The sequence below is a fragment of the Stenotrophomonas sp. YJH_SMC_27 genome, assembly GCF_059369815.1.
This window is the reverse complement of the sequence record NZ_JCAFTA010000003.1, coordinates 39,981-64,324: the sequence shown is the minus strand read 5'-3', so window position 1 is coordinate 64,324 and position 24,344 is coordinate 39,981. Positions and strand designations below refer to the sequence as shown.

The 24,344-nt window shown below is 67.1% G+C and carries 22 protein-coding genes; 11 read left to right on the top strand and 11 right to left on the bottom strand.

Annotated elements, in window-relative coordinates; all coding sequences use genetic code 11:
• Positions 1-142 precede the first annotated feature (142 nt).
• On the top strand, positions 143-280 hold the full coding sequence (locus tag AC5P7R_RS06295) for an entericidin A/B family lipoprotein (RefSeq protein WP_019661832.1): 138 nt from the start codon (positions 143-145) through the stop codon (positions 278-280).
• Positions 281-482: 202 nt separating this feature from the next.
• On the top strand, positions 483-704 hold the full coding sequence (locus AC5P7R_RS06290) for a CsbD family protein (protein ID WP_019661831.1): 222 nt from the start codon (positions 483-485) through the stop codon (positions 702-704).
• Between the two features lie 72 nt (positions 705-776).
• On the opposite strand, the gene AC5P7R_RS06285 is transcribed toward AC5P7R_RS06290, so the two are convergent.
• Positions 777-1,577 (bottom strand): hypothetical protein, encoded by an 801-nt coding sequence (locus AC5P7R_RS06285; RefSeq protein WP_019661830.1) that lies wholly within the window; start codon positions 1,575-1,577, stop codon positions 777-779.
• A 108-nt stretch (positions 1,578-1,685) separates the two neighbouring features.
• On the opposite strand from AC5P7R_RS06285, the gene AC5P7R_RS06280 reads away from it, so the two are divergent.
• The 4 genes from AC5P7R_RS06280 (at position 1,686) to AC5P7R_RS06265 (ending at position 6,337) form a co-directional block, all read left to right on the top strand.
• Positions 1,686-2,981 (top strand): tryptophan--tRNA ligase, encoded by a 1,296-nt coding sequence (locus AC5P7R_RS06280; RefSeq protein WP_227854334.1) that lies wholly within the window; start codon positions 1,686-1,688, stop codon positions 2,979-2,981.
• A gap of 168 nt (positions 2,982-3,149) precedes the next feature.
• Positions 3,150-3,446: a hypothetical protein gene (locus AC5P7R_RS06275; RefSeq protein WP_134735246.1), complete on the top strand. Its 297-nt coding sequence runs from the start codon at positions 3,150-3,152 to the stop codon at positions 3,444-3,446.
• A gap of 200 nt (positions 3,447-3,646) precedes the next feature.
• A complete protein-coding gene (locus tag AC5P7R_RS06270) occupies positions 3,647-4,579 on the top strand; it encodes an MBL fold metallo-hydrolase (protein ID WP_495213793.1) in 933 nt (310 codons plus the stop codon).
• Between the two features lie 105 nt (positions 4,580-4,684).
• Entirely contained in the window at positions 4,685-6,337 is a 1,653-nt protein-coding gene (locus AC5P7R_RS06265) for a M28 family metallopeptidase (protein WP_111101776.1), read from the top strand.
• Between the two features lie 177 nt (positions 6,338-6,514).
• Here AC5P7R_RS06265 and AC5P7R_RS06260 read toward each other — a convergent pair whose 3' ends face one another.
• Together AC5P7R_RS06260 and AC5P7R_RS06255 are read right to left on the bottom strand one after the other, a co-directional pair.
• Positions 6,515-6,814, bottom strand: coding sequence for a hypothetical protein (locus AC5P7R_RS06260; protein WP_111101777.1), 300 nt, complete (start codon positions 6,812-6,814; stop codon positions 6,515-6,517).
• Between the two features lie 67 nt (positions 6,815-6,881).
• Entirely contained in the window at positions 6,882-8,216 is a 1,335-nt protein-coding gene (locus AC5P7R_RS06255; protein ID WP_021203842.1) for an MFS transporter, read from the bottom strand.
• A gap of 223 nt (positions 8,217-8,439) precedes the next feature.
• Here AC5P7R_RS06255 and yedA point away from each other — a divergent pair, with 223 nt between their 5' ends.
• Positions 8,440-9,345, top strand: coding sequence for a drug/metabolite exporter YedA (gene yedA / locus AC5P7R_RS06250; protein ID WP_019661823.1), 906 nt, complete (start codon positions 8,440-8,442; stop codon positions 9,343-9,345).
• Complete coding sequence (gene rarD / locus AC5P7R_RS06245; RefSeq protein WP_019661822.1) at positions 9,342-10,238, top strand: EamA family transporter RarD; 897 nt, start codon at positions 9,342-9,344, stop codon at positions 10,236-10,238. Before yedA ends, rarD begins: the two co-directional genes overlap by 4 nt.
• A 116-nt stretch (positions 10,239-10,354) precedes the next feature.
• Here the strand turns inward: rarD and AC5P7R_RS06240 are convergent, their stop codons facing one another.
• Positions 10,355-13,180: a TonB-dependent receptor plug domain-containing protein gene (locus tag AC5P7R_RS06240; RefSeq protein ID WP_227854333.1), complete on the bottom strand. Its 2,826-nt coding sequence runs from the start codon at positions 13,178-13,180 to the stop codon at positions 10,355-10,357.
• A 358-nt stretch (positions 13,181-13,538) separates the two neighbouring features.
• Between AC5P7R_RS06240 and AC5P7R_RS06235 the strand changes: the two genes are divergently transcribed.
• On the top strand, positions 13,539-13,817 hold the full coding sequence (locus tag AC5P7R_RS06235) for a YrhB domain-containing protein (RefSeq protein ID WP_111097674.1): 279 nt from the start codon (positions 13,539-13,541) through the stop codon (positions 13,815-13,817).
• Between the two features lie 94 nt (positions 13,818-13,911).
• Here the strand turns inward: AC5P7R_RS06235 and AC5P7R_RS06230 are convergent, their stop codons facing one another.
• The 4 genes from AC5P7R_RS06230 to AC5P7R_RS06215 all read right to left on the bottom strand — a co-directional run bounded on the left by AC5P7R_RS06230 (position 13,912) and on the right by AC5P7R_RS06215 (position 18,459).
• Entirely contained in the window at positions 13,912-15,228 is a 1,317-nt protein-coding gene (locus AC5P7R_RS06230) for an ABC transporter permease (RefSeq protein WP_021203845.1), read from the bottom strand.
• Between the two features lie 12 nt (positions 15,229-15,240).
• Positions 15,241-16,398 (bottom strand): ABC transporter permease, encoded by a 1,158-nt coding sequence (locus AC5P7R_RS06225; protein WP_021203846.1) that lies wholly within the window; start codon positions 16,396-16,398, stop codon positions 15,241-15,243.
• Positions 16,399-16,412: 14 nt separating this feature from the next.
• Positions 16,413-17,102, bottom strand: coding sequence for an ABC transporter ATP-binding protein (locus AC5P7R_RS06220; protein WP_004137569.1), 690 nt, complete (start codon positions 17,100-17,102; stop codon positions 16,413-16,415).
• Positions 17,103-17,205: 103 nt separating this feature from the next.
• Entirely contained in the window at positions 17,206-18,459 is a 1,254-nt protein-coding gene (locus AC5P7R_RS06215) for an efflux RND transporter periplasmic adaptor subunit (RefSeq protein ID WP_021203847.1), read from the bottom strand.
• A gap of 327 nt (positions 18,460-18,786) precedes the next feature.
• Here AC5P7R_RS06215 and AC5P7R_RS06210 point away from each other — a divergent pair, with 327 nt between their 5' ends.
• Together AC5P7R_RS06210 and AC5P7R_RS06205 are read left to right on the top strand one after the other, a co-directional pair.
• Positions 18,787-20,010, top strand: coding sequence for a sensor histidine kinase (locus AC5P7R_RS06210; RefSeq protein ID WP_459389763.1), 1,224 nt, complete (start codon positions 18,787-18,789; stop codon positions 20,008-20,010).
• Entirely contained in the window at positions 20,007-20,609 is a 603-nt protein-coding gene (locus tag AC5P7R_RS06205) for a response regulator transcription factor (protein ID WP_014645643.1), read from the top strand. Before AC5P7R_RS06210 ends, AC5P7R_RS06205 begins: the two co-directional genes overlap by 4 nt.
• Before the next feature lie 593 nt (positions 20,610-21,202).
• On the opposite strand, the gene AC5P7R_RS06200 is transcribed toward AC5P7R_RS06205, so the two are convergent.
• The 3 genes from AC5P7R_RS06200 to AC5P7R_RS06190 all read right to left on the bottom strand — a co-directional run bounded on the left by AC5P7R_RS06200 (position 21,203) and on the right by AC5P7R_RS06190 (position 24,342).
• Entirely contained in the window at positions 21,203-21,739 is a 537-nt protein-coding gene (locus tag AC5P7R_RS06200) for a cytochrome b (RefSeq protein WP_019661813.1), read from the bottom strand.
• Positions 21,736-22,839, bottom strand: coding sequence for a catalase family peroxidase (locus AC5P7R_RS06195; protein WP_227854330.1), 1,104 nt, complete (start codon positions 22,837-22,839; stop codon positions 21,736-21,738). The genes AC5P7R_RS06200 and AC5P7R_RS06195 overlap by 4 nt, the downstream gene beginning before the upstream one ends.
• 135 nt (positions 22,840-22,974) lie before the next feature.
• Positions 22,975-24,342 (bottom strand): leucyl aminopeptidase family protein, encoded by a 1,368-nt coding sequence (locus tag AC5P7R_RS06190; RefSeq protein ID WP_021204734.1) that lies wholly within the window; start codon positions 24,340-24,342, stop codon positions 22,975-22,977.
• Positions 24,343-24,344: the final 2 nt, after the last annotated feature.

The following is a 24,344-nucleotide window of genomic DNA, read 5'->3' as shown; positions in this document are numbered from 1 at the left end:
GCCGATCCGTTCACACCCGCTCCACGCCCCTGCCGCCAGATTGCACGTCACGCGGCGGCGGCGGGCATTGGCCTTCTCCCGCTGAGCGAAAGAATCCCATCCGCGAATGAAGCGGTGTAGCGGCAAACCCAAGGAGAAGCCCATGAAGCGCGTAGTTGCCCTGATGCTGTTGTCGATGTTCTCGGTGGCCCTGCTGGCCGGTTGCAACACTGTGGCCGGTGCCGGCAAGGACGTGCAGAAGGCCGGTGAGAAGGTTGAGGATGCCGCCAAGGGCAACTGAGCCCGGCGCGGAACGGAAGGAAAAAGGCCGGGGATCATCCCCGGCCTTTTTTCTTGCACGCTGCCACGCACGGCTGTGCAAGCGGAGTGAACCATTCAAGCAGGTGAGCACGCATTTCATTGCTGGTTGACCGGTACTCAACAGCGACTGCGCGAAGCTGGAACCACGGTAAGAACGCCGTTGCAACCAAGGACTCCCAGCAATGAACAAAGACATCATTTCCGGCAAGTGGTCGCAGCTGAAGGGCAAGGCCCAGGCCAAGTGGGGCGATCTGACCAACGACGATTTCGATGTGGCCGAAGGCAATGCCGAATACCTGGCCGGTCGCCTGCAGGAGCGCTATGGCTGGGCCAAGGACCGCGCCGAGAAGGAAGTCCGGGATTTCGAAGACAGCGTGCGCAAGGATTACCCGGATTACAAGTAAGCCCCCGGGTTTCCCCCACGACACAACGCCCGCGCCGAAAGGTTGCGGGCGTTGTGTTGTCTGCGCGGAGGATCAGCGTGCCGGCGGGTCCGGCACGTAGCGGTTGGGGAACGCCTGCGGTTCGCGCGGCAGGCGTGACGGCGAATCGACCAGGATGCCGCGCGCGCGCAGGTTGCGGGCGCTGTCGTAGCGCAGCTGCAACACCTGCGCCGGGCTGCGGCTGGCGCGCTCGAACTCGGTATCGCGCACCGAGGACTGCTCGCGCGCGCCGTGGCCGGTGCCCAGCGCCGGCGCCTGCGGCTTGCTGGCGTAGCCCTCGATGCGGCTGGCGCTGGCATCGGCGGCCGCTTCGGCCTGTGCAGCCGGGGCCGGCGGTGGCAGGCCCCGGCGCAGGATCGGCTCAGGGCGCCAGCGGCGCGCTTCCTCGAACACGGCCACGCCCACCACGCCGATGTTGTCGGGGCGGCCGGTGCGGCTGGCATAGCTGCCGCTGGGGCTGCTGAAGACGAACTGCGCCACTTCGTCCTGGCTCTTGCGCCAGCCGGTGATGTCGGCGCGCTGTCCGGGGTTGAGCACGTAACCGGTCTGAGAGGGATCGGCATCTTCGCCGGAGATGGCGTTGACGCCGTCCACCGACAGCACCACCAGCACCCGGCGGGGGCTGTCGTTGTACAGGCGCACGGCGTAGCGGTGCCCGCGCTCACCGGCCACCCAGCGCTGGCCCTCGGCGGGGTAGCTGCGCAGTTCGGTGCCGCGGTCGCGGTCGACCAGGGCCATGCGCACGGGGCCGCCCTCGTAGACCGGCGGCGGCATCGGGGCCGGGCGGAAGCCGGCCAGAGGCAGGATAAGCAGCAGGGGCAGCAGGCGTTTCATCGGGCGTCTCCAGCGGGGTTGCGTGAATGAACGCGCCGCGGGCCCTGACGGGGTTGGTGGCGTGCAAGGTAAACTGGCCCCGTTCATCGAAGGTTACCCCACGCAGTCATGACCACCCGAGTCCTTACCGGCATCACCCCCTCCGGCACGCCCCACCTGGGCAACTACGTTGGCGCCATCCGTCCGGCCATCGCGGCCAGCCGCGCGCCGGGGATCGAGAGCTTCTTCTTCCTGGCCGACCTGCACAGCCTGATCAAGTCGCAGGACCCGCAGCGCACCCAGCGCGCGACCCTGGAGATCGCAGCCAGCTGGCTGGCCTGCGGCCTGGACCCGGAACACGTGTGGTTCTACCGCCAGAGCGACATCCGCGAGACGACGGAGCTGATGTGGTTCCTGACCGCCATCGCCAGCAAGGGCATCCTCAATCGCGCGCATGCCTACAAGGCGGCGGTGGACAAGAACCGCGAGGAAGGTCTGGACGAGGACGCAGGTGTCAGCGCCGGCTTGTTCATGTACCCGGTGCTGATGGCTGCCGACATCCTGATCTTCAAGGCCAACCAGGTACCGGTGGGCCGTGACCAGATCCAGCACATCGAAATGGCGCGCGATTTTGCCCAGCGCTTCAACCACGTGTACGGCAAGGAGTACTTCCCGCTGCCGGAGGTGGTAATCGACGAACAGGTGGCGACCCTGGCGGGCCTGGATGGCCGCAAGATGAGCAAGAGCTACCACAACACCATTCCGCTGTTCGTGCCGCGCGAGGAGCTGAAGAAGCTGGTGTTCTCGATCCTGACCGACTCGCGCGCGCCGGGTGAGCCGAAGGACACCGAAGGCTCGGCGCTGTTCCAGATGTACCAGGCGTTCGCCACCCCGGAACAGACCGCGGAATTCGCCAAGGCGTTCGCTGCGGGCATCAGCTGGGGCGATGCCAAGCAGCAGCTGTTCGAGCGCATCGACAGCGAACTGTCGCCGCTGCGCGAGCGCTACAACGCGCTGATGGCCGAGCCGGAGAAAATCGAAGCGCTGCTCAAGCGCCGTGGCCAGCAGCTGCGCGAGCAGTTGGCGGCACCGCTGCTGGAAGAACTGCGCCACGCCGTGGGCCTGCGCGACCTGTCCACGGCGGGCGACATCGCCAGCGAAGATGCCGGCGTGGCCCGCGTGGCGCCGCCGCAGTTCAAGCAGTACCGTGAGAAGGACGGCCGGTTCTACTTCAAGCTGACCGCCGGTGACGGCACGCTGCTGATCCAGAGCGAAGGCTTCGATTCGCCGCGTGATGCCGGGCAGTTGATTGCCGTGATCAAGCAGGCCGAGCAGGGCGACCAGCTGCAGAGCGAGCTGTTCAAGCTTGAGGCCGAGGTGGACGCCGTGCTGGCCGCCCTGGCCGTGCTGCGCGAAGGGACCTGATCGCCGGGCCTGCCTGCCCTCTGTAGAGCCGAGCCCATGCTCGGCTGGGCTGCAAAGCAGCCGAGCATGGGCTCGGCTCTACAGGGAAGCACTCCGCCGGCACGACCGTGGCACAGCGCCCGTGGCATGATGTCCGCGCGCCTCCGGCGCGATGACATGGAGTCTGCAATGGCCTGGTTGTCGCTGCTGCTGTTCCTGCCCTGGTTCCTGCTGCTGGGCAGCCTGTACTGGCTGTTCCCGCGCCAGCCGCGCACCGCGCGGCGGCGCCTGTTCGATGGCACCACCCTGTTGCTGGCCTTCGCGCTGAGCATCGCGTCGATGCTGTGGGGGTATCGCATCGGCATGGCACAGCTTGGTGCCGGCCCCATCTGGCCGCAGGTTCTGGCGGTGCTTTACGCCTACGGCGCGTTCCTGGCGGTGCTGGTGCTGGCGTTGCTGCTGCGGCCGCGATGGCTGGACCGGTAGTCCCGCCTTTGTAGAGTCGAGCCATGCTCGATTCGCGTGCCGCTGTAGAGCCGAGCCTATGCTCGGCTGATGCCTGACAGAATGGCAGCCGAGCGTGGGCTCGGCTCTACAGAAGCGCCCCTCGACCAAAGCCGCATCGAAGCCGGGTTGCCTGCGCGCCTACCATGGTGTCTGTTTCCGAGACTGCCAGGTGCGTGCCGATGACCGCCGACCCCAGCATCCATACCATCGATACCGGTTTCCAGCGCCCCGACTTCGACGCGGCTTACCTGATCGTTGAAAGCGGCCGCGCGGCCTTTGTCGATTGCGGTACCGGCCTGTCGGTGCCGGCGATGCTGCAGGCGCTGGCGGATGCCGGCCTGGGCGTGGACGCGGTGGACTGGTTGCTGCTCACGCACGTGCATCTGGACCACGCCGGCGGCGCCGGCCTGCTCATGCAGCAGCTGCCGAACGCAAAGGCGGTGCTGCACCCGCGCGGTGCACCGCACATGATCGACCCGACCCGGCTGATCGCCGGTGCTACGGCGGTGTATGGCGCCGAGGAAATCGCTCGCAGCTATGGTCGTATCGAGACCATTCCCGAACATCGTGTGGTGGTGGCCGAGGACGGCCACCGTATCGACCTGGCCGGCCGCGAGCTGGTATTGCTGCACACGCCGGGCCACGCACTGCACCACTACTGCGTATGGGATGCACGAAGCCGCAGCTGGTTCACCGGCGATACCTTCGGCATTTCCTACCGCGAGCTGGACAGCGCGCAGGGGGCCTTCATCTTCCCGACGTCGTCGCCGGTACAGTTCGACCCGGAAGCGATGAAGGCCTCGATCCGGCGCATGCTGGGCTACGGCCCGCAGGCGATGTACCTGACCCACTACGGTCGTGTGGAACAGGTGGAGAAACTGGCCAACGACCTGTTCGAGCAGATCGATGCGATGGCCGCCATCGGCCGCCAGTGCGACGGCCGGCCGGACCGTCACCGCTGCCTGCTGGCTGCACTGCAGGCGCTGTACCTGGAACGTGCGCAGCTGCATGGCTGTGCGCTGGACGATGCGGCGGTGACTGCGGTGCTGGCGATGGACATCGAACTCAACGCGCAGGGCCTGGCCTGCTGGCTGGATCGCATCCGTCGGTAGCTCCACGCCATGCGTGGATGACGCAAGCTCACGCTGCACCGCGATGTCACGACCACGTTACACTCTGGTGACTTCCAAGCTAGCCGTGGTACTGCCGTGAATCCGATGCGCGTGTTGCTGCTGTCGTCCTGCCTGTTCGTCGGTGGCCTGGCCCATGCGGCCAATGACCTTCCCGGTGGCGGCATCGATCCGCAGGCACTGTCGCGGCACGTGCGCGTGCTGGCGTCGGATGAGTTCGAGGGCCGCGCACCGGCCACCGAGGGCGAAGAGCGCACGGTGCAGTACCTGATCGAGCAGTTCCGCAGCTATGGCCTGCAGCCGGGCGGCGTGGACGGCAGCTGGGTGCAGCCGGTGCCGCTGGTGCGCGCGCAGCTGGAGGGCGCGGCCAAGGCCAGCCTGTCGCTGAAGCAGGGCAAGCGTGCGCTGGCCAATGGCGTGGACGTAACCCTGCAGAGCCTGCAGCCGCGCAAGCGCGTGCAGATCAAGGATGCACCGTTGGTGTTCGTCGGTTACGGCATTGATGCGCCGGAACGCCACTGGAACGACTACAAGGACGTGGACCTGCACGGCAAGATCGCCGTGGTGCTGATCAACGACGCCGATTTCGAAGCCGATGCGCCGGGCGCGTTCGACGGCAAGGCGGTGACCTACTACGGCCGCTGGACCTACAAGTTCGAGGAAGCCGCACGCCGTGGCGCCGAGGGCGTGCTGATCGTGCACGAGACCGCGCCAGCCGCCTATGGCTGGGCCACGGTGAAGAGCTCGGGTACCTCGCCGCTGTTCGACATCGAACGCAGCCAGGCCGAGGCGATGGCGCAGCACACGCCGCTGCGCGGCTGGATGCAGCGCGAGCTGGCCGAGGCGATCTTCGCCGACGCCGGCCTCGACTTCGATGCGGAGAAGCGCAAGGCAATGCGTGCCGACTTTCGCCCGGTGGCGCTGGACAACGCCAAGCTGAGCGTGGATTTCGCGCTCAAGCGCGAGCAGGTGGTGACCCGCAACGTGGTGGCCAAGCTGCCCGGTGGCGAGCATGGCGACGAGGCGGTGATCTTCTCCGCGCACTGGGATGCGTTCGGTGTCGGCCAGCCCGACGCCAAGGGTGACCGCATCCGTCGTGGTGCGATCGACAATGCCACCGGCGTGGCCACGGTGCTGGAACTGGGCCGCGTGTTCGCCGCTGGCCCGCAGCCGCAGCGCACGCTGTACTTCGTAGCACTGACCGCCGAAGAGAAGGGCCTGCTGGGCGCCAGCTACTACGCCGCGCATCCGCTGGCGCCGCTGGACAAGACCGCTGCGGTGCTGAACATCGAAATGTTCAGCCCGGATGGCCCGACCCGCGACATCGCCTCGTGGGGCAAGGGCCGGGTGTCGCTGGAAGGCGACCTGGAACGCGTGGCCAAGGCCCGCGGCCGCAGCTACAGCCCGGATCCGAACCTGGAAGCCGGCTTCTTCTACCGCGCCGACCACTTCGCCTTTGCCCGCCTGGGCGTGCCAGCGATCACCATCGGCCCGGGCCTGGACAAGCTGGAAGGTGGGGTTGAAGCCGGGCGCGCGCTGCGCGAGAAGTACTTCGCCGACTGCTACCACCAGGCCTGCGATGCCTGGACGCCGAGCTGGGACCCGAGCGGCCACGCTGCCGACACGCTGCTGGTCTACGACCTGGGCGCCGAGCTGGCCAACAGCCGCCGCTGGCCGACGTGGGAAAAGGAATCGGAGTTCCGCGGCGCGCGCGACAAGAGCGAAGCGGCCCGCCGTTGAGGATCGGGATCGGCGGGGTGTCATGTCATTCCGCCGCGGGTAGAGTCGACTGATAGTCGACTATCGCGCGCAGCGCGGGTTTTTCGGTGCCGACCGAGAGAGCAGTCGACTAACAGTCGACTCTACCGATTGCCGATTGCCGATTGCCGATTACCGATTGCCGATCAGCGGCCGGCACTACCTGCGCCGGCGCAACAGCTTCCATGCGCCCCAGCCGCCGGTGGCGAGCGCTGCCAGATAGCACGCCACCATCGTGCGCAGGCCGACCAGCGATCCGCCGTTGACGCCGCGATGCAGGCGCAGCTGCAGCGAGCTGTGGCCGCTGCCCAGGTCCACTGCCAGCTGCAGCGCCAGTGCGGCGCAGAACAGCAGCAGGGCGACCCCGAAACCGATGCGTGGCCATGCGGCCTGTGCGCTGGGGCGGCGCAGCAGCCAGGCCAGTGCCGTGGCTGCGGCCAGCGTCACCGCGATCCACATCAGTGGAGGAGCGGGAGACGCAGCGGCCACCGGCAGTGCACCGGTGGCCGCGATCAGGGCAACGCGCTTACTTGCGGGTGCCGTCGAGCCAGTTCGGGCCCTTGTTTGTGAGGAAGAACACATAGACCACCAACGATACCGCGATCGTTGCGGTCACGTAGATGGCGAACCAGTCGACGTGGCCGGTCTTCAGCGCGCCCTGGTACAGCAACGGGGCGGTGCCGCCGAACAGCGAGTTGGCCAGCGCGTAACCCAGGCCTACGCCCAGCGCACGCACGTGGGTGGGGAACAGCTCGGCCTTCACCACCGCGTTGATGGACGTGTAGCCGGTGAGGATGACGAAGGCCAGTGCCAGGGTCAGGAAGGCCAGGGTGGCGTCATGCTGGTGCGGTAGCTGGGTGATCAGGTACCAGCTGTACAGCACGCCGCCGGCGCCGAAGAACACCAGCAGGGTCTTGCGGCCGATGATGTCAGACAGCCAGCCGCCGACCGGCTGCAGCACCATCAGGAAGGCCAGCACGCCCAGGTTGATCAGGGTGCCGGTCATCGGATCGTTGCCGGCGAAGGCGCTCTGGATCATCTTCGGGCCGTTCACCGAGTAGGTGTAGAAGGCCACGGTGCCACCAGCGGTGATCAGGAAGCACAGCAGCAGCGGCCGCCACTGGTGCACGAACAGTTCGTACATCGAACCGGATTTCTGTGCCTTGCCCTCGCGCGCGGCCTCGATGGACGACTCCGACAGCGATTCGTCCATGCCGCGGCGCAGCCAGAACACCACCACTGCGGCGACGCCACCGATGCCGAATGCGATGCGCCAGCCCCACTCGGAGATCTCCGGCTTGCCCCAGAAGGTCAGCATCAGCAGCAGGGTCAGCTGGGCCAGCACATGGCCGCCGACCAGGGTGACGTAGTGGAAGGAGGACAGGAAGCCGCGGCGGCCCGGGATGGCGGCCTCGGACATGTAGGTGGCGCTGGCGCCATATTCGCCGCCGGTGGCGAAGCCCTGCAGCAGGCGCGCGAACAGCAGGATCACGGCGGCCCAGATGCCGATGCTGGCGGCGGTGGGGGTGATGGCGATGAGGAACGAACACAGTGCCATCAGCGTGACCGAGACCGTCAGCGCCAGGCGACGGCCATGGCGGTCGGCGAAGCGGCCGAAGAACCAGGCACCAATCGGGCGCATCAGGAAGGTCGCGGCGAAGATCGCCCACACGTACAGGGTGGAGTTCTTGTCGTCCGGCGAGAAGAACTGCGATTCGAAGTACACGGCGAACACCGAGTACACGTAGACGTCGTACCACTCCACCAGGTTGCCGGCGGAGCCTTTGAGGGTGTTGGAGATCGAACGCCGCAGGGCGGCACGGTCGTTCGCGGGTACGGCAGGATGGGACGTGGTGCTCATCTGGGTGGGAATCCTCGATGCGGCGCGTCCGTGCGCAGGGAAAACGGCGCCCGGCCTTGGGGCGGCGCGGCCGGACAGCCCTCTTGGTACTGCATGGGCCGTCAACACGGGGTAGCAGACCAGAGCAGGGTGCATGGATGGATGACAGCGTGCCACCGTATGGGGTCCCGGACCATACTCAAAACGTCCTAGAATCCGCCTTCCCCCGGCTCCCTGGTGTGTCATGTCGGCTCCCCCCTCTTCGTCTGCGGCTGCCCCCCGGGGTGGCCTTGTTGCGCTGGCATTGCTGCTGGTCTACGTGGTCTGGGGGTCGACCTACCTGGGCATCGCCAAGGCCCTGCACGGGGGCGCGCTGCCGCTGACGATGGTGTCCGGCAGCCGGTTCATCATTGCCGGTGGCCTGATGTTCCTGGCCTTGCGCCTGTTCTGGAAGATGCCGAACCCGACCCTGCGGCAGTGGCGCAACCTGGGCATCATGGGCGTGACCATGCTGGTGCTGGGCAACGGCATGGTGGTGCTGGCCGAGCGCGAGGTGTCCTCGGGACTGGCAGCCACTGCGGTGGCCTCGGTGCCGCTGTGGATGGCGCTGTTCTCGGCGCTGCGCGGCCAGCACGCCAGCCGCGGTGAGTGGCTGGGCATCGCCATCGGCTTCCTCGGCGTGGTCTGGCTCAACGCAGGCAGCAGCCTGACCGCCTCGCCGACCGGGCTGGTGCTGCTGCTGATCGCGCCGGTCGGCTGGGCATTCGGCTCGGTGTGGGCACGCGGACTGGACCTGCCGGGCCCGTTCATGACCGCCGCCGGGCAGATGATCTGTGGCGGTGTGCTGCTGGTGCTGATCGGCCTGGCGGTCGGCGAGCGCCCGACCACGCTGCCCGATACCGGTGGCCTGCTGGCGATGGCCTACCTGTGCGTGTTCGGCTCCATCGTCGCGTTCACCGCCTACGTGTGGCTGCTGCAGAACGTGCGCCCGGCGCTGGCTGGCAGCTATGCATACGTCAATCCGGTCATTGCGGTGCTGCTGGGCGCGCTGCTCAACGGTGAGCGCTTCGGCTGGCGCGACCTGCTGGCGATGGCGGTGATTCTCCTGGGTGTGGTGGTACTGACGATGGCAAGGACGCGCAAGAAATGAGCATGGACGAGAAAGAACAGCGCCGTGGCCTGCTGGTCACGGCTTCCACCTTCGTCATCTGGGGTCTGGTGCCGGTGTACTGGCACCTGCTCAATGAGGTGCCATCGTTCCAGATCATCGCCCACCGCATCATCTGGAGCACCGTGCTGGTGCTGGGCTGGCTGCTGCTCAGCGCACGCCTGGGCTGGTGGCGGAAGATCGCTGCGCAGCCGCGCGCGCTGCCGATCCTGCTGGTCTCGAGCCTGACCATCGCCTTCAACTGGGGCCTGTACATCTGGGCGGTCAACGCCGGCCATGTGATCGAGACCAGCCTGGGCTATTTCATCAACCCGCTGGTGAACGTGCTGCTGGGCGTGCTGGTGCTGAAGGAGCGGCTGCGCCGCCTGCAATGGGTGGCGGTGGCGATGGCGGCAGTGGGCGTGGCCTGGCTGACCATCGATGCCGGCACACCACCATGGATCGCGCTGGGCCTGGCCTGTTCGTTCGGCCTGTACGGCCTGCTGCGCAAGCTGGTTTCGGTCGACCCGGTGGCGGGCCTTGGCGTGGAGAGCATGTACCTGTTCCTGCCGGCGCTGGGCTTCGCGATCTGGGCCGAAAATGGTCATGGTGGCGCGTTCTTCCACGGCTGGGGCTGGCGCAACGACCTGCTGCTGATCTTCGGCGGTGTGGTGACGGCGGTACCGTTGATTGGCTTTGCCTACGGCGTGAAGCGCATTCCGTTGTCACTGGTCGGCATCCTGCAGTACATCGCGCCGAGCCTGCAGCTGCTGCTGGGCGTGTTCTTCTTCCACGAAGCCTTCGACGCCGGCAAGGCGATTGGCTTTGCCGCGATCTGGGCCGGCCTGATCCTGTTCGTCGGCGACAACATCCGCACGATGCGCGCCAAGCGGTAGCACCGGGCCGGATCGACTGGCACGCATGAAAAAAAGAGCGGCGCCCCGGGGGGCGCCGCCCTGCTTCCATCCACCGCCAGGAGAGAGATGGCGGTGGCGGGAACGCGGGTGCAGGCTCAGAAGCGCTGCTGGTACTTCATGTACATGAAACGACCGATGTCGAACCCGCCGTAGTAGACGAAGCTGCTGTTGGGCTGGCTGTACATGATCGGACCCTGGTGGTCGAACACGTTGTTCAGGCCCAGCGAGACGGTGCCGTCCCACGGCAGGGCGTAACGCACCTGCAGGTCGTGGAAGGTGTTCGAACCCACCTTGTTGGTCGGCGAGGCATCGGTGTAGGCCGAGCTGAAGCCCGGCATGTTGCACTCGTCCATGTAGGAGCACTTCTCCTTCATGCTGGAGTAGTAGCGTGCAGTCCAGCCGATGCCCAGGTTGCCGTACTGCCAGTCCAGGTTGAGGGTAGAGCGCACACGGAAGTTGCCACCCCAGCTGGTCAGCTGTTCCACCGGCGTGGTCGCGGCGTTGTCGTTGCGCTGCTCCAGATAGTCGGTATAGGTGGTGTTCCAGGTAACGGCGAACTTGCCGAACGCGGTTTCCGGCAGGCGGTAGCGCGCGCTGATGTCATAGCCGGCGGTTTCGCGGTAGCCGGCGTTGACCAGCGAACGGTCCAGCGTGTTGACCTGGCCGTTGCTGCTACGGGTGAAGCGGCCGCAGGCGGCGTCCGAGCCCTGCACGTAGCACTGTTCCAGGATGTTGGTGGCCGACTCGCCAACGATGGCGTTGTCGATGCGGATCTTCCACCAGTCCAGGCTGACGTCCAGGCCCTGCACGAAGTCGGGGCTGTAGACCAGGCCCACGGTCCAGGTCTTGGCGGTTTCCGGCTTCAGGTTCGGGTTGGAACCGGAGTTGAAATCGGTGGTGGCCTGCTGGCCCGGCTTGCTGGCCACGCTGCCGTCGCTGTTGAGCTGGCGGAAGTTGGCCGGCACCTTCAGGGCCTTGCAGCGTGCGGCAACGGCGGCGCTGGTGGCGGCAGTGCCGAACGAGGTATCGCACGGGTCGGTGAACGAGTCACGGCTGCTGACAGTGCCGCCGTACAGGTCGTCCACGGTCGGCGCACGGAAGCCGGTGCCGTAGGTGGCGCGCACCAGCAGGCTGTCGATCGGCTTCCACTTCACGCCGAACTTGCTGTTGGTGGTGGAACCGAAATTGTTGTAGTCCGAGTAGCGACCGGCAACGTCCAGCGAAAGCTCGCGGGCGAAGGCCATGTCGGCCAGCAGCGGCACCTGCATTTCCAGGTAGACCTCGTTGAGCGAGTAGTCACCCTGGGTCGGCTTGCCGCTGGTGCCGGCAATCTGGCCGTTCTGCACCATCAGGTCCGGGGTGTAGCGCGCTTCTTCACTGCGGTGCTCGAAGCCCATCGCGGCCATGACGTCGCCGGCCGGCAGCGAGAACAGCGAGCCGGAGATGTTGGCGCTGGCCACCTTGGTGGTGGTCTGGCTCTTGTCCACGTAGCGGGCGAACAGGTAGTCCTGCACCTCCTGGTTGCTCAGCGAACCCGGACCGGTGTAGCCCATCGGTGCGGCCGGGTTCCACGGCACGCAGCCGGCGATCACCGCAGTGCGGGTACCGCAGTAGGCCACGCCGTTCTCGATGAAGGACGGACCGACGGCCAGGTTGACGTTCGGCTGGTACATGCTGCCGGTGCCAACGCGCTTACCTTCATTGCGGTTGTAGGTGTAGCTGACGTTCCAGTCCCAGTAGCGCGAGCCGGTTTCGAAGCTGCCTTCCAGGCCCAGGCTGCCGCGCTTGGTTTCCAGGGTGTTCTCGGTGCCGCGCAGCATCTCTTCGGTGCGATGCGAGAACAGCACGTCCTGGCCCCACAGGTTGAATGCGCTGTCCTTGGACAGGGCGGCGCGGCTGCCGTTGCGCGCCTGCGTGGCGGTGACCGAGTACGGGTAGCCAGCCAGGTGCTTGGTCGATTCGCGCTTGCTGTACATGGCATCGGCAACGATGCGCAGGTCATCGGTGATCGAGAAGCCGCCGTTGGCGAACACCGAGGTGCGCTCCAGGCCGGTCAGCAGGCTCATGTTGGTCTTGGTGTTGGCACCATCGGCCGGGTTCGGCGCGTGGAAGTTGCCGGCGCTGGTCGGGTCGCCGCCCGGACCGACGGTCAGCGGCTTGCCGCCGACGGTGACGCTGCCCCACGGCGTGGTGCCGTTGAGGCCATCGTTCGGATGGCGCGGACCGTTGACGTAGCGGCTGAACTCGCGCGCGCCGCCCATCACTTCGTCTTCCTTGGTGCGCTCGGCGCCAACGCTGAACCAACCGCGGTCGAAGGTCTTGCCGAAAGTGGCACTGTAGGAGCGTTTCTGCCCATCGCCTTCACCGTACTGGCCGACGTAGACGCTGGCTTCGCCACCATCGAAGTTCTTGCGGGTGATGATGTTGACCACACCGGCGATGGCATCGGAGCCGTACAACGCCGATGCGCCATCGGTCAGCACTTCAACGCGCTCCACGATGGCCGAGGGGATGGAGGCCAGGTCGGAGTAGCCGCCGGCGCTGACGCCCATGCGGCGGCCGTCGATCAGCACCAGGCTGCGCTCGGGGCCCAGGTTGCGCAGGCTGACATACATTCCGCCGAAATCGCGCGATGAGGTCAGCGACGACGCGCGGCTCATGCTTGGCGAGCCGGCAGCGGTCACATCCTGCAGGATGTCGGCGACGTTGACGTAGCCCTTCTTCTCGATCTCCGCGCGGTTGAGCGCGACCACCGGCTGAGCGGTTTCGACACTGGCCTGGCGGATGCGCGAGCCGGTGATTTCGATGCGGTCGAGGTTGGTGGTGTTGTCGCCCGCATCCTGTGCGAAGGCGGGGGTAGTGCAGCTGGCGGCCAGCGCGATGATGATCGCGTTGCGCAGCGGGGTGGTCTTCAGGGACATCCGTGAAATCTCGTGTTTCAGAAAAAACAAGCGTCCATTCTGTGGACGCGTGGGGTGCTGCAAACCAACGTGGGGGGCCGGATTCTAGAGTGTTTTCATTCGCAACTGTTTGTCGCGATGCTGCGGAATGTGCGTGAACATGAATCGCAACCAACAATCCACAGATGCGCTGTGCGCGGCGTCACGCGCGCTGCGTTTGCGATGGGCAGAGGCATCGATAGCGGCACGAAGCTGGCACGCTTGAGTAGTTGCGACAACGCGTCGCAGTACGCGCTTGTATGCAGGCGCGCAGTCGTTGTGATGCATCTGCCCGCATGAAATGCTCTTCGCCTCGTCATCGAAGGCAGGAGATGAAGGAATGATCCAGCTTGAAGAAGCACGCCGTCGCGTGGAGGCTGCACTTGCCAGCGACGATGAGCCGGTTGCCATCACGCATGAGCACGAAGTGGTCGAAGGCTGGCTGTTCTGCTTCCAGTCGCTGCGCTACCTGCAATCCGGCGAAATCTCGGATGCATTGGCCGGCAATGGGCCGATCTTCGTCGACCGGCACACAGGCGAGCAGCACGCGCTGGGCACGTCGTATCCGCCCGAGGAAGTCCTTCGCCAGCATCTGGCCGCGCGCGGCCCCGCCGTTTGATGCTGCGGCGGCGGATGTCTGAGTTCGGCAACCTGAAAGGGACGGAGCCTTCGCTCCGTCCCTGCAGGATGTGCGAAATGCCGCTGCGTGATGCTCAGGTTTCGCGCAGCGCCGTGGTGATCGGCAAACGTGCCGCGCGCAGCGCCGGGAACAGGCCGCCGACCAGGCCGATGCCCAGCGCCCATTTCAGTCCGGTCCACAGCAGTTCCGGCGATACATGGAACTTGAACACCACTGCGCTGAAGTTGCTGCCGATGGTGGACACGCTGTAGCCATTGAACAGCAGCCACGCCACCGCACAGCCGAGCAGGCCACCGAGCAGCGCCAGCAGCATCGTCTCCAGCATCACTGCCGTCACCACCGGCAGGCCGCGGAAACCGATCGCGCGCATGGTGGCGATCTCGCGCGCACGGGTGGCCACTGCCGCGTACATGGTGTTGAGTGCGCCGAACACTGCACCCACCGCCATGATCGTGCCGATCACCTTGCCGAGGATGTCGATCAGCTTGGTCAGCCCGCCGCCCTGCTTGCTGTAGTAGACACGGGTGGTTTCCACGTCAAGCTTCAGGCGTGGGTCGGCGGCGACTGCTGCCTTGAACTGCTCGAATCCGGCCTTGCCCTCGGTACGCACGCTGATCGACTGCCAGGCGCTGCGCTGGTAGGTGGTGGCCAGTGTATCGGCGTCGGTCCACAGCTCCGAATCGTGCGCGTCGCCGGTGGCGAATACACCCACCACGGTCCAGGTCTGGTTGCCCAGGGTCAGCGTCCTGCCCACGTCCATGTCGCGGAACTGGCCCTTGGCACCCTGGCCGACCACGATCTCGCGCAGGCCGGTGGCGAACCTGCGGCCTTCGATGATCTTGACCTTGTCATGCACGGCCCAGGCCTGCGGACCGACGCCGCGGAACTGCGCGTTGACGTCGGTGCCATCGGACTTGGACACCAGGTTGACCACCTGCGACAGTTCCGGTGACAGCAACGGCCGGCCCTGCGCATCGCGGCTGATGCCGGGCAGGGTGGACAGCATCGGTACCTGCTCGCGGGTGATCACCGAGTTGGTCTCGGCCTGCGAGCCACCGCGCAGCACGATGGCGGTGGTGTCATCGCCGGTGTTGTTGAGCGTGGCCTGGAAGCCTTCGCCCATCGCCAGCATCGCCACCAGCACGCCGACCACGCCGGCAATGCCGACCACGATCACCGACGATGCGCCCCAGCGCTGCGGCAGGCTGGCCACGCCGATGCGGGTGGCGGCCAACGCCAGCCGTCCGCCGCGGGTCAGCAGCAGCCACAGCGCCACCAGCACGGCCACGGCCAGCACGCCGATCCACGGCAGGCTGATCCACAGCACCAGGCCGATCGCAAGCAGCAGCACGGTTATGCCGTTGCCCAGCCACTTCTTGAGCTTGTTCATCTGCAATCCTCCTCAGCGGCCGGCCAGTGCATCGACGATTTTCAGGCGCTTGGCACGCAGCGCGGGCAGCAGCCCCACGATGATGCCGATCACCACGATCAGGCCCAGCCCCATCAGCCAGGTTGGTGTCGGTACGTGCGGCGGCAGCATGCCCATGCTCTTCGGGCCGATCGCCGGCAGGATCAGGGCGGCCAGGCCCATGCCGATCAGGCCGCCCAGGCCGATCAGCAGCACCGACTCCACCATCACCAGGGTCAGCACGGTGCCGTCCTTGAAGCCGAGTGTCTTCAGCGTGGCCAGCTCCGGCACGCGCTCGCGCACCGCCTGCGCCATGGTGTTGCCGGTCAACAGCAGCAGGGTGAAAAACACCGCACCCATGATCGAGGTGACGATCATGCCGATATCCGCGAACTGCTTGACGAAGGCCTGCTGGAAGGCCGATTCGGTCTGGGTCTTGGTCTCGTGGTCGGAGTTGGCCGAGATCGCGTCGATCGCCTGCGCCACGCGCGAAGAGTGGTCCGGGTTGTCCAGCGTCACCGTGTACCAGCTCACCTGGTTCTTGATGTAGTCGTTGGATTCATCGAAGTACTTCCAGTTCATCATCAACTGGCGTTCTTCGTTGGCGGCCAGCGCACGGTCCTTGGAACGGTAGATGCCCTTGAGCACCAGCGGCCAGTCGTTGCTGCCGCCACGCGGGAAGATCGTGGCCTGCAGCGGGATGGTGTCGCCGATCTTCCAGCCGAACTGCTTGGCCAGGGTTTCGCCGACGATGGCGCCGGTACGGGTCTGCTTCCAGTCCTCCAGCTGTGCCGGGTCGATCTGCAGCTCGCGGTAGACATCGAAGTAGTTGGGGGACACCGAGAAGTTCGGGAAGAAGTTCTTCGGGTCCTGGTAGATGCCGCCGAACCACATGCCGTAGGCCACGTCGCGCACGCCGGCCACCTGGCGGACCTGGGTTTCCAGGCGGATCGGCAGCGACTGGGTGATCGACAGCCGCGAGGCCACGATCAGCCGGTTGGCACCTTCCACGCTGCCACCCGACGAGAACGCCACCCGCACCGAATCGAGCATGCCGAACAGCAGGAACGCGGCCACCACCGAGAGCAGGGTCAGCAGGGTGCGGGTACGGCTGCGGAACAGCTGCGCCCACACCAACGAGAAGTATTTCATCGCCGTGGCCTCCGTCAGTGGGCCAGCGGCGCGTCGGCCAGCTCGCCCTTGTCCAGGTGCACCGTGTGCGTGGCGTACTCGGCGGCCTTCGGGTCATGGGTGACCATGATGATGGTCTTGCCGTGTTCGCGGTTGAGCTGCTGCAGCAGGCCAAGGATCTCCTCGGCCGACTGGCGGTCGAGGTCGCCGGTGGGTTCGTCGCAGATCAGGAAGGTCGGGTCGGAGACGATCGCCCGCGCGATCGCCACGCGCTGCTGCTGGCCGCCGGACAGTTCATTGGGGCGATGGCTGCGGCGGTCAGCCAGGCCGACCAGGGTCAGCGCGATCTCGGCATTGCGGCGGCGCTGCGCGGCATTGAGATGGGTCAGCAGCAGCGGCAGCTCCACGTTCTTCTGCGCGGTCAGCATCGGCATCAGGTTGTAGAACTGGAACACGAAGCCGACGTGGTGGCTGCGCCAGGTCGACAGCTGGCCGCCGCTCATCTGGTCGATGCGCTCGCCCTCGATGCTGATCTCGCCGCCGCTGGGGTTGTCCAGGCCGCCGATCAGGTTGAGCAGGGTGGTCTTGCCCGAGCCGGACGGACCCATCAGCGCGACGAAGTCGCCGCTGGCGATGTCCAGGTCGATGCCGTGCAGCACCTGCACTTTCTCGGGGCCACGCTGGTAGGTCTTGGTGATGTTGCGCAGTGAAACCAGGGTCGACATGGGTGGTTCTCCACGGAAGGCGGGAAACGGGGAAGCGCCACGGCAAGGGGCCGCAGGCGTGCGTCGAGCGGTGCTGCCGGCGGCGCCCGTGGGCGCCAGGCCGCTACTGCGCTTGTTTCTGTTGCACCTTGGCGCCATCGCGCAGGGTGTCCGGCGGGTTCAGCACCACCGATTCACCTGCGCTCACGCCCTTGAGGATCTGGCGGTCCTTGCCCATTGCCTGGCCAGCCTCGACCGTGCGCTGCTGCACGCGGTTCTCGTCACCCAGTACGAAGGCCACCGGGGCGCCCTCGCGCTGGACCACCGCGCCAGCCGGCACGCGCACGCCCTGCGGTTTGGTTGTGGCCTGCGGCTGTGCCTGTTCCAGGAAGCTGACCCGCACGCCCATTTCCGGCACGATGCGCGGGTCCTTCACCTTCAGCGCCACGCGCACCTTCACCGTGGCCTTGCCGCGGTCGGCGGTGGGGATGATGGCGATCACCTCGCCGGGAATCTTCCATTCGGGGTAGGCGTTGAGCGTGGCTTCCACCGGCATCTTCGGCTGCACGCGGCCGATGAAGGCCTCGCCGACCTCGACTTCTATCTCCAGCGAGTCCATGTCGACGATGGTGCCGATGCCGGTACGGGTGAAGCCACCGCCGGCCGACAGCGGCGAGACGATCTCACCGGGCTGCGCGGCCTTGGCGGTGACCACGCCGGAGAAGGGCGCGCGCACGATGTTGTTGTCCACACCCAGGTCGGCGATGGCCAGCTGGTCGTGGGCGACCTTGACGTTGCGCTGGGCCGTTTCCAGCTGCGCACGCAGGCTGTCGCGCTGGGCCACGGCCTGGTCGTACTGCGAACGTGACACCAGCTGCTGGCCGACCAGTGCCTGCAGGCGGCTGGCTTCGGCGGCGGCCTGCTTCTGCTGCGCCTCCAGCCCGGCCACCTGGCTGCGTGCGGCCTGCAGCTGCGAGGCATACAGGCTGCGCTGCGCATCGGCATCGATCGGGTCCAGCGTGGCCATCACCTGGCCGGCCTCGACCCGCATGCCTTCTTCGATCATCACCTCGCGCACCTTGCCGGTGATCTTGGCCGAGACCGTGGCCATGCGCCGGGCGACCACGTAGCCACTGGCGTCGAGCACCGAACTGCTGGCGCTACCCTGCTGGATGGCCACGGCCGGCGCGGTTTCCACCTCCACGGCCGGCGCACGGCCGAACAGGAACGCCACGGCAGCGGCGATCAGCAGCACGACCACGATGGTCGCGATCCACAACCAACGGCGACCACCGCCGTTGCTGCCACCACCGGAGGCGGGCGGCGGCGACTTGCGGTCGATACGGAGTTCCTTCAACAGCTCGGCAGAAGCGTTCATTCGTTCCATCACAGGCGTTCGGGCGGGTGTGGCCGGAAGCGCGGACGGCGGCGGTTCCGGCGGTGGAGCGTGCGGCACAGCATGAAGGCAGGCACAGCGATGACGGCAGTGACAGCTGTCACCCGATGACACTGACGGCGGCAACTGCGAAATGTGACCGCGGCGGCACAGGATGGCAACGTCCCCGCTGCCGGTACCGCTCATGGATCCGACCACCCCATCGCTGGCCCGCTGCAGCGGTACCGCCAAGCGTACCGTGATCTGCGGCGGGTTGCGCCGGTGCCACCTTGCCGGCGGTGGCGCCTGCGCGCAGCCAGCCGAACTGGCATGATCGGCGGCGATCATCCCCGCCTGGAACCGCCTGTGCCGTCCACCTGGCTTGCCTCCCTGCTGCGCCCCGCGCCGGACTCGGCGGTGGCCGAGACGCTGCGCCGGGGAAAATCACCCTGGAGCGAGGCGATCCACCTGCTGTGGTCGGTGTGGATCTTCCTGACGCCCTTGCTCGGCCATGGCTTCACCCTGCGCTGGCTGCTGCTTACAGTGGCCAGCTATCCGGTGTTCCTGCTGCTGTACGCCAAGGTGATGGTGGCGCCACGCCATCACGCGCCGCGCTATGCCCTGGGCCTGATCGGGATGTCGCTGGTGCTGCTGCCGTGGTACCCGTCCGGGTTGACCTACTTCGTGTTCGGCTGCGTGCTGCTGCGGGTGAGCGGACGCGGTGGCTGGTGGCAGTACCTGCTGCAGCTCACTGGCCTGAACCTCCTGTTCTGCGGCCTCGCACTGCTGTTCCAGTACCCGTGGCAGAGCCTGGTCTGGATCCCCGCCGTGTCCTATATCGTCGGGTTGGTCGTGAACGTGGAGGCACTCAACCAGCAGAAGGATGCGGCACTGCAGCTGTCGCAGGACGAGGTGCGGCGGCTCGCAGCCACCGCCGAGCGCGAACGCATCGGCCGCGACCTGCACGACCTGCTCGGCCATACCCTGTCGTTGATCACGTTGAAGCTGGAACTGGCCCGCAAGCTGCACGATCGTGGCGACGCGCGGGCGCGGCAGGAAATCGGCGAAGCCGAGGACATTGCCCGCGAAGCGCTGGCGCAGGTGCGCAGCGCGGTCACCGGTATCCGCGCCAGTGACCTGGCCGGTGAGTTGGCGTCGGCGCGGCTGCTGCTGGAGTGCCAGCAGGTCCACCTTCAATACGCACCACCACCGGCGATGCCGGTGGATGTCGAACGCGGTCTGGCGCTGGTGCTGCGCGAGGCCGCGACCAACATCGTGCGCCATGCACAGGCGACACAGGCACGGGTGGAATTCATGCTGGAAGGACGCATGCTGGCGATGCAGATCCGCGATGATGGTCGTGGCGGCGTGCAGGCCGAGGGCAACGGGTTGTGCGGCATGCGCGAACGCGTGGCCGCCCTGGGGGGCAACCTTCAGGTTCAGTCCGCAAAGGGCGAGGGCACGCTGCTGAGCGTGCGCGTGCCACTGGCTGCCGCGACCACACCGTTGCCGCCAGGCACGCCGTCGTCGCTGGTGCAGGACGGTGCCGCATGATCCGCATCCTGCTGGCCGAGGACCAGGCGATGGTGCGCGGCGCACTGTCGGCGCTGCTGGGGTTGGAGCCTGATATCGAGGTGCTGGGCAGCGCCGCCGACGGCGAAACCGCGTGGCGCATGCTGCAGCAGCTGCAGCCTGACATCCTGGTCACCGACATCGAGATGCCGGGCCTGTCCGGGCTCGAGCTTGCCCAGCGCATCGCGCGTCACGAGCTGCCGATCAAGGTGGTGATCGTGACCACCTTCGCCCGCGCCGGTTTCCTGCGCCGCGCGCTGGAGGCGGGCGTGCTGGGCTACCTGCTGAAGGACGCACCGGCCGAGAACCTGGCCGATGCACTGCGCAAGGTGAAACAGGGCATCCGTGCGATCGACCCGCAGCTGGCGCTGGATGCGTGGTCGCAGGCCGATCCGCTGACCGACCGCGAGCGCCGTGTGCTGCGTCTGGCAGGGGAGGGCCGAACCGCCAGCGAGATTGCCGAGCAGCTGGGGTTGTCGCACGGTACGGTGCGCAATTACCTGTCCGAGTGCATCGGCAAGCTGGGTGTGGCCAACCGGATTGAGGCCTATCGGCTGGCGCGACAGAAGGGGTGGTTGTAGCGGCGGCCTGCTTTTCCCGGTGATGTCATTTCCGCGACCGCGGAGGGGTGTCACTTTCTTTGCGCGCAAAGAAAGTAACCAAAGAAACGCTCCGCCGGCCGCGAGCCGACGTGCTGCGCACGCCGGTGCCCTGCGCTCCTCGGCCCGCCGAGGGACGGCGCGGAACTCGCTGCGCTCAGACACCCGCGCCTCTTCGCCCTCGCCGGTCCTGCGGTGCTCGGCTCGCTTGAAGGCGGACTCAAGACCAAAGGCGAAAGCAGCCGCTTCACTCGTCGGACACGGCCCGGCGCTACCAAATATCGTCGTGCAGCTGTGGTTCTTGACCTTGGGTCCGCCTTGAGCGAGCCGAGCATCGCAGGGGAATCAGGGGCGCAGAGGCGCCGGTGTCTGAGCGCAGCGAGTTCGGCGCCGTCCCCTGATTCGCCGAGAAGCGCAGGGAACCGTCGCGTAGCGACGGCTCGCGCTCTGGCGGCGTGTTTCTTTGGTTACTTTCTTTGCACGAGCAAAGAAAGTGACACCTCTCCGCAGGCGCGGAAACGATCCGCCGGGCATGGCCCGGCGCTACTCATGCGTGGGCGCAGAGGAGCTCGCTCTCAATCCTTCCCGCGCGCCATCGCCTGGAACACCCCATCGCGCCGCACCCACAGGTGGAACAGCGCCGCACCCACGTGCATCAGCACCGTTGCGAACAGCACGTAGGCCAGCAGACTGTGCGCATTACGCAACGCGGCGTACAGCGCCGGTGTGTGTGGCACGATCGGCGGCAGGTGCAGGCCGCCCCACAGCACGATCGGGTAACCGCCTGCCGACAGCATCGCCCAGCCGATCAACGGCATCGCCAGCATCAGCGCATACAACATCCAGTGCGAGGCCTTGGCCGCCAGCACCTGCCAGGCGGGCAGGTCGGAAGGCAGCGGCGGCGGGCGATGGCGCAGCCGGTTGTACAGGCGCAGCAGCACCAGCACCAGGATGGCGATGCCCAGCGGGCGGTGCAGGTCGATCAGCATTGGCCGCAGGTGCAGTGAGGCGACCATGGTCACGCCGATGAACAGCATGGCGATGATCATCAGTGCCATGGACCAGTGCAGCACCCGCGCCAGCAGGTTGAAGTGGCCGTTGCCGATGCTCATCGTGCGGCCTCCTTCGGTTGTTCGACGTTGCCGGTGGCGCGCTCGCGTTCGCGGCGGTTGAAGGACTGCGAATAGACGGCCGAGCGCGCGGCCAGGATCGGATCGTCACTGCCGCGCACGCCGCTGGGCAGGATCAGCGGATCGAAGTTGATCTGGCCGCAGGCGCCCTGTTCCTGCGACTGCATGCGGTCCAGGCTGAGCACGCCGGCCACTACCTGATCACGCGACTCGGGCCATGGCACCGACGGATCATCGATGGCATCGCCGGGCTCGGCGGTGGTCACGACCAGGTTCCAGCGCACCGGGCCGTTGGCCAGGCGCTGCTGCAGTTCCTGGCTGAGGAAATCGACGCTGGCCTGCTTGCGCGTTTCCGCATCCATCTCCACCACCGGCGCCTGCGGCTGCCAGCGCCAGCGCACCGCGCGCTTCTGGCCCTGCGCATTGGCGAACCAGAAGCTGTTGACGCTGTTGAAGGTGGTGTCGGCCCAGCTGCTGGTCCACGGCGCCGTCTTGGCCCACTGCTGGAAGGCCTGCGCACTGGGGTACTTCGCCAGCACCGCAGCCATCTTCTGCGGGTCGGGCTTGCCGGTGGCCGGGTCGGGAATGGAAGCGCGGGTCTGCTCGTAGAACGCCTCGGCGCTGGGCACCGCGAAGAACGGGAAGCTGTTCATCGCCATGCGCCATTCCTGCCCATCATCGCTGACCATCTGCACCGCGAGGCTGCGCACGCGTGCAGTGTTGTCGGCGCCGTACGGGTCGCCGCCGCCGATCGACAGGCGGCCCATCACCGGCACGCGGCGCTGCGAGAACACCCGTGCACTGGACAGGGTGCGGGCCTGCGCACTGGGTTCGAACCAGCCGCTCACGCAGATGCCCTTGCTGTGCGCGCGGCGGAAGCCCGGGTGGGCCGGGCCGGTGGCCTCGATGGTATCGGTGAAGCGCTGCGCGGTGAGGCGGTCGCCCATCCAGCCGGCCAGCCAGGCAAAGGCCAGCGCCACGGCACCCAGGATGAGCGCGATCAGCGCGATCCAGAGCAGGGGGGAATGCCTGCGCGGTGTGCCCGGCGTCTGGCCGGCACGGGTGTAGCCGAAGAGCGACATGGTCGGAGTCCTGCCTTCACGGAGCGTGTGGGTGGTCGACCCACACATCCTCGCAGAACCCTTCCAGGCCCGGTATTCAAATTTTCGTCAAGTTTGCCGGGGACGGCGTGCCGACCAAGGTCGGCACCCACCCGATCAGCTGTAGCGCGCCTTCAGCATCGCCCACGCCGAGCGCAACGCCAGCGCTTCGCCACCGGCCGGACGGCCCGGGCGTTCGCCGTCGTTCCAGGCGTACACGTCCAGATGCGCCCAGCGCTGGCCGTCTTCCAGGAAGCGCTCCAGGTACAGCGCGGCGGTCACCGAGCCGGCCATGCGCGAACCGGCGTTGGCCAGGTCGGCAATGCCGCTGCTCAGGTAGCGCAGGTAAGGGCGCCACAGCGGCATGCGCCAGACCGGGTCGCGGGTCGCGTCACCGGCCTGCAGCCACTGCTGGGCCACCGTGTCATCGTTGCTGAAGAGCGCTGGCAGATCCGGGCCCAGTGCGATGCGCGCGGCACCGGTGAGGGTGGCGAAGTCCAGCACCAGGTCCGGCTTCTGCTCACCGGCGAAGGTCAATGCGTCGCACAGGATCACGCGACCTTCGGCGTCGGTGTTGTCGATCTCCACGCTCAGGCCCTTGCGGGTGGCGATCACTTCACCCGGGCGGAACGCCTCCGGACCGATCGCGTTTTCCACCGCCGGCACCAGCAGGGTCAAACGTACCGGCAGCCCGCGTGCCATCACCAGGCCGGCCAGGGCCAGCGCATGCGCGGCGCCGCCCATGTCCTTCTTCATGTTGCGCATGCCGTCGGCCGGCTTGATGTCCAGGCCGCCGGTGTCGAAGCAGACGCCCTTGCCGACCAGCACCAGCGACGGATCGGTGTCCTTGCCCCAGCGCAGCACCACCAGACGCGGCGCGCGGTGCGATGCGCGGCCCACGGCGTGGATGGCCGGGAAGTTGTGCTTCAGCAGTTCGTCACCGGTGATCGCCTCGACCTGCGCGCCGTGCGCAGCGGCCAGGGCGCGGGCAGCGTCTTCCAGCTGCTGCGGGCCCATATCTTCGGTGGGAGTGTTGACCCAGTCGCGCACGCGCAGGCTGGCGGTGATCAGGTCGGCCACCTCGCCGGTCGGCGCGGCTACCAGTTGCGCCGGTGCGCGGTGGCGCTTGCGGTAGCGGTCGAAGCGGTAGCTGCCCAAGCCCCAGCCCAGCTGCAGCAGCGCCTGTTCGGCGGCCGGCAGTTCGTTGGCCAGCTGCCACACGCTGCCTTCCGGCAGGGCGTGCGGGGCATGCGAATAGCTGTAGGCATCGGCGCGATCACCCACACCGATCACCGCTCCGGACAGGCCATCGGCGCCGGGCAGCAACGCCGTGGTGAAGGCACCGGCGGTGAAGCCCTGCGATGCCAGCCAGGCCTGGGTGGCGGCCGGTTGGCCGTCCTTCCAGGCGGCGAACTGCTCGCGGTCCAGCACGTACAGCGGCAGCGCTGCGGCGGTGTCGGCAGTGAAACCAGTGATCTCGCTCATGC

Coding starts and splice junctions, on each gene's coding strand:
- AC5P7R_RS06295 (WP_019661832.1), top strand. CDS start 143: ATGAAGCGCGTAGTTGCCCTGATGCTGTTGTCGATGTTCTCGGTGGCC.
- AC5P7R_RS06290 (WP_019661831.1), top strand. CDS start 483: ATGAACAAAGACATCATTTCCGGCAAGTGGTCGCAGCTGAAGGGCAAG.
- AC5P7R_RS06285 (WP_019661830.1), bottom strand. CDS start 1,577: ATGAAACGCCTGCTGCCCCTGCTGCTTATCCTGCCTCTGGCCGGCTTC.
- AC5P7R_RS06280 (WP_227854334.1), top strand. CDS start 1,686: ATGACCACCCGAGTCCTTACCGGCATCACCCCCTCCGGCACGCCCCAC.
- AC5P7R_RS06275 (WP_134735246.1), top strand. CDS start 3,150: ATGGCCTGGTTGTCGCTGCTGCTGTTCCTGCCCTGGTTCCTGCTGCTG.
- AC5P7R_RS06270 (WP_495213793.1), top strand. CDS start 3,647: ATGACCGCCGACCCCAGCATCCATACCATCGATACCGGTTTCCAGCGC.
- AC5P7R_RS06265 (WP_111101776.1), top strand. CDS start 4,685: ATGCGCGTGTTGCTGCTGTCGTCCTGCCTGTTCGTCGGTGGCCTGGCC.
- AC5P7R_RS06260 (WP_111101777.1), bottom strand. CDS start 6,814: ATGTGGATCGCGGTGACGCTGGCCGCAGCCACGGCACTGGCCTGGCTG.
- AC5P7R_RS06255 (WP_021203842.1), bottom strand. CDS start 8,216: ATGAGCACCACGTCCCATCCTGCCGTACCCGCGAACGACCGTGCCGCC.
- yedA (WP_019661823.1), top strand. CDS start 8,440: ATGTCGGCTCCCCCCTCTTCGTCTGCGGCTGCCCCCCGGGGTGGCCTT.
- rarD (WP_019661822.1), top strand. CDS start 9,342: ATGAGCATGGACGAGAAAGAACAGCGCCGTGGCCTGCTGGTCACGGCT.
- AC5P7R_RS06240 (WP_227854333.1), bottom strand. CDS start 13,180: ATGTCCCTGAAGACCACCCCGCTGCGCAACGCGATCATCATCGCGCTG.
- AC5P7R_RS06235 (WP_111097674.1), top strand. CDS start 13,539: ATGATCCAGCTTGAAGAAGCACGCCGTCGCGTGGAGGCTGCACTTGCC.
- AC5P7R_RS06230 (WP_021203845.1), bottom strand. CDS start 15,228: ATGAACAAGCTCAAGAAGTGGCTGGGCAACGGCATAACCGTGCTGCTG.
- AC5P7R_RS06225 (WP_021203846.1), bottom strand. CDS start 16,398: ATGAAATACTTCTCGTTGGTGTGGGCGCAGCTGTTCCGCAGCCGTACC.
- AC5P7R_RS06220 (WP_004137569.1), bottom strand. CDS start 17,102: ATGTCGACCCTGGTTTCACTGCGCAACATCACCAAGACCTACCAGCGT.
- AC5P7R_RS06215 (WP_021203847.1), bottom strand. CDS start 18,459: ATGAACGCTTCTGCCGAGCTGTTGAAGGAACTCCGTATCGACCGCAAG.
- AC5P7R_RS06210 (WP_459389763.1), top strand. CDS start 18,787: ATGATCGGCGGCGATCATCCCCGCCTGGAACCGCCTGTGCCGTCCACC.
- AC5P7R_RS06205 (WP_014645643.1), top strand. CDS start 20,007: ATGATCCGCATCCTGCTGGCCGAGGACCAGGCGATGGTGCGCGGCGCA.
- AC5P7R_RS06200 (WP_019661813.1), bottom strand. CDS start 21,739: ATGAGCATCGGCAACGGCCACTTCAACCTGCTGGCGCGGGTGCTGCAC.
- AC5P7R_RS06195 (WP_227854330.1), bottom strand. CDS start 22,839: ATGTCGCTCTTCGGCTACACCCGTGCCGGCCAGACGCCGGGCACACCG.
- AC5P7R_RS06190 (WP_021204734.1), bottom strand. CDS start 24,342: ATGAGCGAGATCACTGGTTTCACTGCCGACACCGCCGCAGCGCTGCCG.